Source organism: Nonomuraea composti (assembly GCF_012034275.1).
GTDB classification, from domain to species: Bacteria; Actinomycetota; Actinomycetes; order Streptosporangiales; family Streptosporangiaceae; genus Nonomuraea; species Nonomuraea composti.
On the sequence record NZ_JAATEP010000087.1, the window covers coordinates 1 to 9,995 of the forward strand.

Sequence of the window (9,995 nt, forward strand, 5' to 3'; positions counted from 1 at the left end):
GGGTCGGGCAGGGGGTGCTGGGGCGGGGCTCCGGTTTGTCCGGCGGGTCCTCGTGCGGGTCCTCGTGCGGCAGCTCTGACGGTGGATCCGGTGGCGGGTCTTCCGCGGGCTTTTCGTGCTCGTCCGGCCGGGATGGCTGCGACGGCTGCGGGCCACCGCCGGTCGAGGCTTGCGACGGTACGGACAGCGGCGGCGCCGGCGTGGACACGGCGGGCGAGACGGTCACCCCGAGGGGGCGCGTGGTGGCGTTGTCGACGATGGGAGCCACGGTCAGCGGTACGTCCTGAGGGTTCGGCTGCCAGGGCAGCCGGATGCCCGGCGGCTCACCCGTCGCCGGGAACGCGGCCGTCGCGATGCCTGTGACCCCACCGTTGTCCCTCCCGATCCGATCGAAGATCATCATTATCGCCACCACGGCCGTGACCGCCGCCAGCGCGCCTGCCAGCGCCTGATGCCACCGCCGAACCTGGCGCTGCGCTGAAACGGGAAACCCGGCGGCTCCCAGGACGCCCGTACGCCTGGCGACGTAACGGCGGTAGGGCAGCAGCTCGGGGTCGGCGAAGCAGCTCATGACCCTGATCCGCAGCGCCTCGGGCAGCACCGGCGCCGGCAGCAGCTCGTAGACCTTGGCGGCCGACACCTCGCGGGTGCGGTGCGGGGCGCAGACCTCGCAGCGGGGCAGGTGCCTGACCAGGTGCTCGCGCATGTCCTGGGTCAGCTCGCCGGCGAAGCCGGTCAGGATGCGGGCGCGGCGCGGGCAGTCGTACGGGCCCTTCCTCGCCAGGACCTCGGCCGTGATGGCGTCGCGCAGCAGCTCCCTGGCCTCCTCCAGGAGCAGCTCCACCTGCCGGGGCGGCAGGCCCAGCACCTGGGTCAGGTCGGCGGCGGGCAGGCCGTGCCGGTGGACCAGCTCCAGGACCTCCCGCTCGGTCAGCGGCAGGCTCTGGACGGCGTTCCAGGCCATGACGCGCAGGTCGGCGTCCACCGCGTCGTCCAGCGGCGGCGCCTCGGCCAGGCCCTCGGCGGCGCCCGGCGGGGCGGCGGCACGGCGGCGCAGGCATTCGGCGCGGGCCAGCGCGTACAGCCAGGTACGCAGCCGGTCGGGGTCGGCGAGCGCGCCCGCGTGCGCCTCGGCGGCGATGAGCGTGTCGCGCAGGGCCACCTGGGCGCTCTCGGCGCTGAGCAGCAGGGACCAGCAGTAGCGGTAGACGCTCTCCGCGTGGGCGTCATAGAGCGCGGACGGTGCTCCTGGATCACGGGCGCGGAGTGCTTCGACCAGGACGCGGTCATTCATGTGACTGAAGGTAATGGATCGGTAACTAGTAGTTCTACCTGTTCACGCCGATGGCATGGCTTCGTCGGGCAAAGTGGCTGGAATTCGTACAGAAAAAGCGCGCGATAGCGCTTGATTTCCCGATTTTTCGGGAAATCACTGCTTATAATCCGAAACGATCGAGGTGTTGCGGTCCACCGCGAACGGCTCGCTCGTCGGCTTGACCGTGTGCACCGGCACGGCGCCGGCCAGCGCCAGCTCCTCGTAAGGACGGCCGGTGGACCCCCAGGTCCGGGCGGTGATCTCGGTCTTGGCCACCTCGGCGCCCTTCGGCAGGCCGCTCACCGTCAGGATGAAGCGCGGCGGGCTGCCCGCCTGCACCTCGTCCACGAACGTGCTGCCGCCGCCGAGCAGTTTGCCCGCCTTGTCGCGCAGCAACGCGTTCACGACGAGCGTGCTCGCCGGAATGCTATAAGGATTCGCAATATAGCCCGTAATCAGGTACGTGCCGTCTTTCTGGCGCATTGTCTGCACCCGCGAGGTCGGGAACCGCTGGAACGCCGACGCGATCCGCCCCGCCATCCGCCACTGCGCCGGACGGTACTGGATCGTCACCTTCGCCGGCTTCTGCGTGGCGCTGGCCTGGCCGGTGAACGCCAGCGTGCCGCCCGGCGGCACGGCGTCGAGCGGCTGGTCCATCCTGACCACCTCGGCGCCCCGGGCGTCGTGCCCGACGATCGTGGCCACCACGTGCTCGCCGAAGTGCCACGGGTTGGCGTTGCTGAGCACGCCCGCCCAGGTGACGGCGTACCCGTCGGCGGACTTGACGATGGTGGAGACCTGCTCCTTGAGAGCGAGCGGCTTGAGCTGTTGCACGGGTCGTTCCTCGCTCGCGCACGCGGACAGGCACGCGGGCAGGCAGATCGCCCCCAGGACGAGGAGGCCGGCGGTACGGCTGCGCGGGATCACTTTGCCGTGATAACCCGCGCATGGGTACGGCTGACGCGGGACACGCGCCAGCCGTACCGAACCTTTAACGGGGACGCACGACCCTCGACTCGTCCCATACCGGCTCGGGCGACTCGTAGACCGTGCCGTCGGAGCCGAAGACCAGGTAGCGATCGAAGTCGGCGGCGAACCACCGGTCGTGGGTGACCGCCAGCACCGTGCCGTCGAACGCCTCCAGGCCCGCCTGCAACGCCTCCGCGCTGGCCAGGTCAAGGTTGTCGGTCGGCTCGTCGAGCAGCAGCAGCGTGGCCCCCGACAGCTCCAGCAGCAGGATCTGCAGGCGCGCCTGCTGGCCGCCGGACAGCGTGTCGAAGCGCTGCTCGGCGATCAGCCCGGCCAGCTCGTAGCGGGCCAGGATCTTCATGGCCTCGTTCTTGAGCTTGGCGTGCTCGGTCATGACGATCTCGACGGGGGTGCGGCCCAGCAGGTCGGGGCGGGCGTGGGTCTGGGCGAAGTGGCCCGGCACCACGCGGGCGCCCAGCCTGGCCACACCCTCGTGGGCGACCGGCTCGCCCGCCAGCAGGCGCAGGAAGTGCGACTTGCCGGAGCCGTTGGAGCCGAGCACCGCGACGCGCTCGCCGTACCAGACCTCCAGGCCGAACGGGCGCATCAGGCCCGTGAGCTCCAACTCCTCGCAGATCACCGCGCGCTTGCCGGTGCGGCCGCCGCGCAGGCGCATCTTGATGTTCTGGTCGCCGGGCGCCTCCTCGGGCGGCCCCGCCTCCTCGAACCTGCGCAGCCGCGTCTGGGCCGCGTGGTAGGCCGGGGCCATGCCGTCGTTGTAGCGCGCCTTGTTCTTCAGCATGTTGACCAGGGCCTTGAGCTTGGCGTGCTCTTCGTCCCAGCGCCGGCGCAGCTCGTCGAGGCGCTCGTTGCGGGCCTTGCGCGCCTCGGCGTACGTGGTGAAGCCGCCGCCGTGGATCCAGATGTTGCCCGACTCGACGGTGACGATGCGGTCGGCGGCGTTGGCGAGGAGCTGGCGGTCGTGGCTGACCAGCAGCACCGTCTTGGGCGTCTCCCTGAGCTGCTGCTCCAGCCACTCCTTGCCGGGGACGTCGAGGTAGTTGTCGGGCTCGTCGAGCAGCAGGGTCTGGTCGGGGCCGCGCAGCAGCGCCTCCAGGACGAGCCGCTTCTGCTCGCCGCCCGACAGCGTCGACACGTCCCGATATTTCACCCTTTCGAACGGCACGCCGAGGGCGGACACCGTGCACGTGTCCCAGAGCACCTCGATCTCGTAGCCGCCGGCGTCGGTGTAGTCGCTGATCGCCTGCGCGTAACGCATCTGCGTCTTCTCGTCGTCGCGCTCCATCATCACCAGCTCGGCCGCGTCGAGCCGCTCCGCCGCCTGCCGCACCGCCGGCGGCGCCACGCCCAGCAGCAGGTCGCGCACGTTGCTGCCGTCACGCACGCTGCCGATGAACTGCCGCATCACGCCAAGCCCGCCGGAGCTGGCCACGCTGCCCTCGACCGGCTGGAGGTCTCCGGCGATCAGCCGCATGAGCGTCGTCTTGCCCGCGCCATTGGGCCCGACCAGCGCCGCCTTCACACCCTCGCCGATCCGGAAGGACACGTCGTTGAGCAGGGGCCGCCCGTCGGGCAGCACGTACGTCAGATGTCCTACTTCAACGTGGCCCATCCCGGCAGGTTAACGGGCGACCCGCCACGCGGTCACCCGGATTTCCGCGCGTTCCCCGCGACCCTGGACAGTAAGTGATCTAATGACTAGAACTGTAGGGAACCCCCTCCCCTAGGACGTGTGATGACGCGATTCCGCACCGCCCTGGCACCCCTCGCCATCGCCCTGATCGGCCTCGCCGCGCAGCCCGTGCAGGCCGCGCCGCCCAAGCCGGTTCCCGTCGTGCAGGAGCGGCAGGTCGCCTCGGCGGCCTCCGCGTGTGCGCCCACCGTACGGAGTGCGAGCACGAACGCCCGGCTGACCAGCCTGTTCACCACCTACGGCAACGACAACAGCCGCCTCGACGACTGGACGGGCGCCGACGGCACGTACTCGCTCAAGCTGCCCGGCGGCAAGGAGCTGTGGGTGTTCTCGGACACCTTCCTCGGCCGGGTCAACCCCGACGGGTCCCGGCCGCCGGTGGTGGAGGAGGGCGGGACGACGGTGTTCCTGAACAACTCCTTCGCCGTCGAGCGCGACGGGCGGCTGGCCACGATCCACGACGGCACCCCCGCGAAGCCGACGGCCGTGATGCCGCCGCGCGACGACAAGCACTGGTTCTGGGCGGGTGACGCGACGCTGGCCGGCGGGATGGTCGAGGTGACCTACCAGGAGTACGAGCGGTTCGGGACGGGGGCGTGGGACTGGCGCTGGCACCGCAACGTGGTGGCCAGGTTCGCGCCGGGGCGGCTGAACCGGCCGATCAGCGTGCACGACCTGCCGAGCGGGCACGGCGTGGCCTGGGCCTCCGGGATCCTGAAGGACGGCGGCCACACCTACGTCTACGGGGTCGAGGATCTCGGCTCGCCGAAGTACATGCACGTCGCCCGGGTCAAGGGGCAGAGTCTGCTCGGGCAGTGGGAGTTCCTGAAGGCCGACGGCACCTGGTCGGCGAGCGAGGCGGACTCGGCGCGGATCATGGGCGGGGTGGCGAACGAGTACAGCGTCAGCCGGGTCGGCGACGGCTACGTGCTGATCACGCACGACACGACCGAGGCGCTGAGCCCGAACATCGTGGCCTACTCCGCGTGCTCCCCCGCCGGCCCGTTCACCGGCAAGCAGCACGTCTACACGACGCCTGAGACGAGCGGGAACGTCTTCACCTACAACGCGCACGCCCACCCGGAGGTCGACGGGCCGGGGCTGGTGGTGTCGTACAACGTCAACAGCTTCGTCAACACCGACCACTACCGCGACGTCACCATCTACCGCCCGCGGTTCCTGGACGTGACGTTCGGATGAGAAGGAACTGGGCGGCCCGGCTGCGGCACGGCACGATCGGCGAGCTGCGGGCGGTGACGCTGGAGAACGAGCGGCTGCGGGTGACCCTGCTGCCCGGCAAGGGCGGGGACGTCGTGGAGCTGCTGCACAAGCCCACCGACACCGACTTCGTCTGGCTGGCGCCGCAGGGCCTGCGCGACCCCCGCGAGCATCTCCATGGTGCCGCCGACGACGTCGCCCAGTTCGTCGACCACTACGAGGGCGGCTGGCAGGAGGTCTTCCCGAACGGCGGCGCCCCCAGCGAGTACCGGGGGGCGCGGCTGGCGCAGCACGGCGAGGTGTCGGGGCTGCCGTGGGAGTGCGAGGTCGTGGCCGACTCCCCCGAGGAGGTCGCGGTGCGGCTGAGCGTGCGCACGCGGCGGCTGCCGTACCGGATGGAGCGGGTCGTGCGGCTGCGCTCGGGCACGGCGGTGCTGGAGGTCGAGGGGCGGGCCACGAACGAGTCGGGGCTGCGGCTGCACGCGATGTGGGGGCAGCACATCGTGTACGGCCGGCCGTTCCTGCGCCCCGGGGCCCGGATCAGGCTGCCGGAGGGTGTCACCGTGATCCCGCACGAGAGTGCCATCAATCCCCCTGAGCGGAGAGTACGGGCCGGCGGGACGTGGCCCGTGGTGCCCGCCCACGGAGGCGGCGAGACGGATCTGAGTGTCGTGCCTGAGCCGGGGTCGCCGAGCGACATCGTCTATCTGACGGGGTTCGGCGACGAGGGTTGGTACGAGATTTCAGGAAATATCGGTATGCGGGTTGCCTGGGATGCGACGGTGCTGCCGTACCTGTGGATGTGGCAGGAGCTCGGCGCGTCCACCGGTTACCCGTGGTGGGGACGGGCGTACACGGTGGGGCTGGAGCCGTTCGCGGGCATGCCGACCGATGGGCTGGCCGCGGCCGTGGCCAACGGCACGGCCCTCGTCCTGGACCCGTACGAGACGAAGGTGTTGAGGTGGCGCGCGGAGGTGCTGGGGTGACGGAGTTCGACGGCAAGGTGGCGCTCGTGACGGGCGGGTCCATGGGCATCGGGCGCGCGGTGGTGGACCGGCTGGTCGCCGGCGGGGCGTCCGTGGTGTTCTGCGGCGTGGACAAGGAGGCCGAGCGGGACGGCGAGCGCGTCACCGGCCGGATCGCCGACGTGCGCCGGGCCGAAGAGGTACGCGACCTGGTGGAGCTGGCCGTCAGCCGGTACGGCGGCCTCGACATCGTGGTGACCTGCGCGGGCGTGCAGCGGTACGGCACCGTCGAGGACACCCCCGAGGAGGTCTGGGACGAGGTGCTGGACATCAACCTCAAGGGCGTCTACCTCACCTGCAAGGCCGCCGTGCCCAGGCTGCGCGAGCGCGGCGGCGGCTCGATCGTGGTCGTCTCGTCGGTGCAGGCGTTCGCCGCGCAGCAGCAGGTGGCGGCCTACAGCACCAGCAAGGCCGCGCTCAACGGCCTGATGCGGGCCATGGCGCTCGACCACGCGGCCGACGGCATCAGGGTCAACGCGGTCTGCCCCGGCTCGGTGGACACCCCGATGCTGCGCTGGGCGGCGGACCTGTGGCGGGGCGAGCTGTCGCAGGACGAGCAGGTCGCGCAGTGGGGCCGCGCGCACCCGCTGGGCCGCGTCGGCCGGCCCGAGGAGGTGGCGGAGCTGGTGGCGTTCCTGGCGGGGCCGCGCTCGTCGTTCATCACCGGCGCGGAGCACCGGGTGGACGGCGGGCTGCTGGCACGCAATCCCGCGGCGCTGCCCGAATAACAGTTGTGAAATTACTGCCCCCGGAATGGGTCACGGGTTCCTCCGTGCGCCCACCCGAGGTGGCAACAGTTGCGTCAATGCGACGAACTCGCAGGTCACCGCACTGATACGAGTGGGTCTGGCGGGCCGGGCACGCGACCCTCACCCGGGCGCGAAGCCTTAAAGGGATCGGCGAGTCACAACGACTCGTGTTCGATTCCGCACGCTAAGTTACGAGGTCGAAATGACTCACCGATCGAGGAGAGACCTGTGAGGCTATTCAAGAAGGCCGCCGGCTTCGTCGCGGCGGCCGCGCTGTTCGCCGTGGTCGCCCCGGCTGCCACCGCGGCGGCAAGCCCCCGCTCGACCTGCTACGGAGGTCGCGTCTGCCTGTACGCCGGATTCGACTACAACCGCGGCCAGGTCGACCACTGGCGGGACTTCACCAAGGACGACTCGAACTTCGCCGACAACAACTGGCTGAACTGGGACTTCAGTAACTCCTGGCACAGCATGAACAACGAGACCAGCTCGATCAGGAACCGGGTCGGCTGCAGCGCCACGCTGTGGCAGCACCCCGGATACACCGGCGCCCACAGCACCTTCACGCACAACTCGAACGATGGTTTCCTGGCGAACAACGCCATCGGCAACAACCGCGCCAGCGCGATCGACATCTGGTGCCACTGAGCATTAAGGGGAGTGCCGGTTTCCGGGCTTGGCCGCCGGAAACCGGCTGCCGCGGACTGGTCGCGAGCGCGCTGCTGCTGGTGACGACCGCCGCGGCCTGCGGCGCCGACGAGCCCGCGCCACCGGCGCCCGTACGGGGCGTCACCTCCGTCTCGGAGCTGGTGCTGCCGTTCGACGCCTACAAGACCACTCCCCAGCAGCGGGCCGTCCTGGGCAATGCCCACAACCGTCTCGTCGTGCGGTGCATGCGCAAGCAGGGCATCGCGATCTCCCCACCCGCCGAGGACCCGTCCACGCTGGCCGCGATCGACCCCGGCAACTCGCGCCGCTACGGCGTCACCGACATCGACGCGGCCCGGCGCAGCGGCTACCACCTGGCCCGGCCGCCCTCGCCCGACACCAGCGGCACCTGGGCGGGCAAGCTGTCCAAGCGCACCCGGCACCGCCTGTACGGCACCGCGGCCGACCGCGGCTGCCTCGACCGCGCCACGCTGACCCTGGACAAGGGGGTGCGCAAGGCGGACTGGCCGTGGCTCGGCCTCCAGGACTCGCTCACGCTGGAGCAGGCCGCCAAGCACCCGTCGGTCACCGCCGCGGTCAAGCGCTGGTCGTCGTGCATGCACCGGGCCGGGCACACGTACCCGGCCCCGGAGGCGGCCATCGCCGACAGCCGCTGGGATCTCGACGAGCCGGCCGTCACCGAGGAGGAGAAGCAGGTCGCGACCGCCGACACCCTGTGCAAGTGGTCGTCCGGCCTGGTCGCCGCCTGGTACGCGGCCGACGCCGACCTGCAGCGGGCCGTCATCCGCGACAACCGCGACCGCTTCGCCGCCCTGCGCGTCAACCTCAGGCAGCGCCTGGAGCGTGCCACGCGCCTGCTCGCCGAAGAGGACGGCCGCCGGGTCGGCTGACCGGCCTCACGCCCGCTCGCCGAGGACGAAGGCCGCCAGGTCGGCCGACTGCCGCAGCCTGCTGGGCTCGTGCACGTACATCATGTGTCCGGCCTCGTAGTACTTGAACTCGATGTTGCCGGTCAGCTCGGCGGGCACGGCCAGGTGCGCGAAGGTGTGCTCGGCGGCGAAGTACGGGGTGGCGCCGTCGTGGTAGCCGCAGGCCACGTGCACCCGCAGGTGCGGGTTCGTGCGCATGGCCGCGGCGAGACGGGAGGCCACCTGAACGTGCGCGTTCTCGAACTCCTTGTACGACCAGGGGTGCACCCGCGAGGTGAGGATCTCGTACGGCAGGTCGTTGGCATAGCCCAGTTCCGTGCGCAGGTAGTGGTTGAGGGCGGCGCTGTACGGGCCCATGATGGCGTCCATGCTCGGGTCCGCGGTGAAGTGCTCGCGGCCCGCGTCGGGGTCCCAGCCGGTGAAGCGGCCGTCGAGGCGGCCGACGATCTGGCGGCGCGGGCGCAGCACCTCGGTGAAGAAGCGGATGTGCTCGATGCGCAGGTTGACCCGGTCCACGTAGTCCTCGCTCAGCCCGGTCAGCGAGGCGACCTTCGTGACGGCGGCGGCGCGCTCCTCCGCGGGGAGGCGGTTGCCGCGGGCCAGCGCCCACAGGTAGTCGCGGTCGGCGTACTCCTCGGCCTCGCGCAGCACGTCGGCCAGCGGCCGGTCGCCGTGCAGGCCGTGGTGGTGGGCGATGGCCGCGTACGTCGGCAGGTACAGGGCGTAGGCGAGGTCGTTGCCGTCGTTGAACTCGCCGGTGATGAAGTCGAGCACCGAGGAGATGAGCATCACGCCGTTGAGGTACATGCCGTAGCGCGACTGCAGGTGCTCGGCCAGCCCGGAGGCCCTGACCGTCCCGTACGACTCTCCCGCCAGGAACTTCGGCGACATCCACCGCCCGTTCCTGGTCGTCCACAGCCTGATCACCTCGCCGATGGACTCCAGGTCGCCGGAGAAGCCGTGGTACGGCTCCGCCTTCTCCCCTTCCGCCACCCGGGAGTAGCCGGTGGAGATCGGGTCGATGAAGACCAGGTCGCTGACCCGCAGCAGGCTCTCCTCGTTGTCCGCCAGCCCGTACGGCGGCGGCAGCAGCGCCCCGGCGTCGCCCATGACGACGCGGCGCGGCCCGAGGACGCCGAGGTGCAGCCACACGCTGGACGACCCGGGCCCGCCGTTAAACGCGAACGTGATCGGCCTGGTCAGCGGGTCGGCGCCGGCCATCGTGTACGCGGTGACGAACACCTCGGCCTTCGGCCGCAACCCCTCGAACTTGCCGTCGTTGGTCACCTCTTCGCGCAGCACCACGGTGCCGGTCGTGGCGGTGTACGCCTCGCCGGAGGGCAGGGTGTGGGAGGTGGTGACCAGGTTGTCGGCAGGGGTGGCCGGCTTTGACTCTTCAGACATGAG

At 70.8% G+C, this 9,995-nt stretch carries 9 protein-coding genes; 5 read left to right on the forward strand and 4 right to left on the reverse strand.

Going from position 1 to position 9,995, the window contains the following annotated elements:
- The 3 genes from HCN51_RS54250 to HCN51_RS54260 all read right to left on the reverse strand — a co-directional run.
- The coding region (locus tag HCN51_RS54250; RefSeq protein WP_168021630.1) for an RNA polymerase sigma factor at positions 1-1,294 on the reverse strand (1,294 nt) is incomplete at its 3' end.
- A gap of 135 nt (positions 1,295-1,429) precedes the next feature.
- A complete protein-coding gene (locus tag HCN51_RS54255; RefSeq protein ID WP_168021631.1) occupies positions 1,430-2,242 on the reverse strand; it encodes a RidA family protein in 813 nt (270 codons plus the stop codon).
- A gap of 64 nt (positions 2,243-2,306) precedes the next feature.
- On the reverse strand, positions 2,307-3,917 hold the full coding sequence (locus HCN51_RS54260; protein WP_168021632.1) for an ABC-F family ATP-binding cassette domain-containing protein: 1,611 nt from the start codon (positions 3,915-3,917) through the stop codon (positions 2,307-2,309).
- 123 nt (positions 3,918-4,040) lie between these two features.
- Between HCN51_RS54260 and HCN51_RS54265 the strand changes: the two genes are divergently transcribed.
- From HCN51_RS54265 to HCN51_RS54285, 5 genes are all read left to right on the forward strand, one after another.
- Positions 4,041-5,198, forward strand: a complete 1,158-nt coding sequence (locus tag HCN51_RS54265; protein WP_168021633.1) for a DUF5005 domain-containing protein — start codon at positions 4,041-4,043, stop codon at positions 5,196-5,198.
- Positions 5,195-6,202, forward strand: coding sequence for a DUF4432 family protein (locus HCN51_RS54270; RefSeq protein ID WP_168021634.1), 1,008 nt, complete (start codon positions 5,195-5,197; stop codon positions 6,200-6,202). Before HCN51_RS54265 ends, HCN51_RS54270 begins: the two co-directional genes overlap by 4 nt.
- Positions 6,199-6,969 (forward strand): SDR family oxidoreductase, encoded by a 771-nt coding sequence (locus tag HCN51_RS54275; protein WP_168021635.1) that lies wholly within the window; start codon positions 6,199-6,201, stop codon positions 6,967-6,969. The genes HCN51_RS54270 and HCN51_RS54275 overlap by 4 nt, the downstream gene beginning before the upstream one ends.
- Before the next feature lie 249 nt (positions 6,970-7,218).
- Entirely contained in the window at positions 7,219-7,638 is a 420-nt protein-coding gene (locus tag HCN51_RS54280; RefSeq protein WP_168021636.1) for a peptidase inhibitor family I36 protein, read from the forward strand.
- Between the two features lie 80 nt (positions 7,639-7,718).
- Positions 7,719-8,549, forward strand: a complete 831-nt coding sequence (locus tag HCN51_RS54285; protein ID WP_168021637.1) for a hypothetical protein — start codon at positions 7,719-7,721, stop codon at positions 8,547-8,549.
- Between the two features lie 6 nt (positions 8,550-8,555).
- Here the strand turns inward: HCN51_RS54285 and HCN51_RS54290 are convergent, their stop codons facing one another.
- A complete protein-coding gene (locus HCN51_RS54290) occupies positions 8,556-9,992 on the reverse strand; it encodes a S10 family peptidase (RefSeq protein ID WP_168021638.1) in 1,437 nt (478 codons plus the stop codon).
- Positions 9,993-9,995 lie beyond the last annotated feature (3 nt).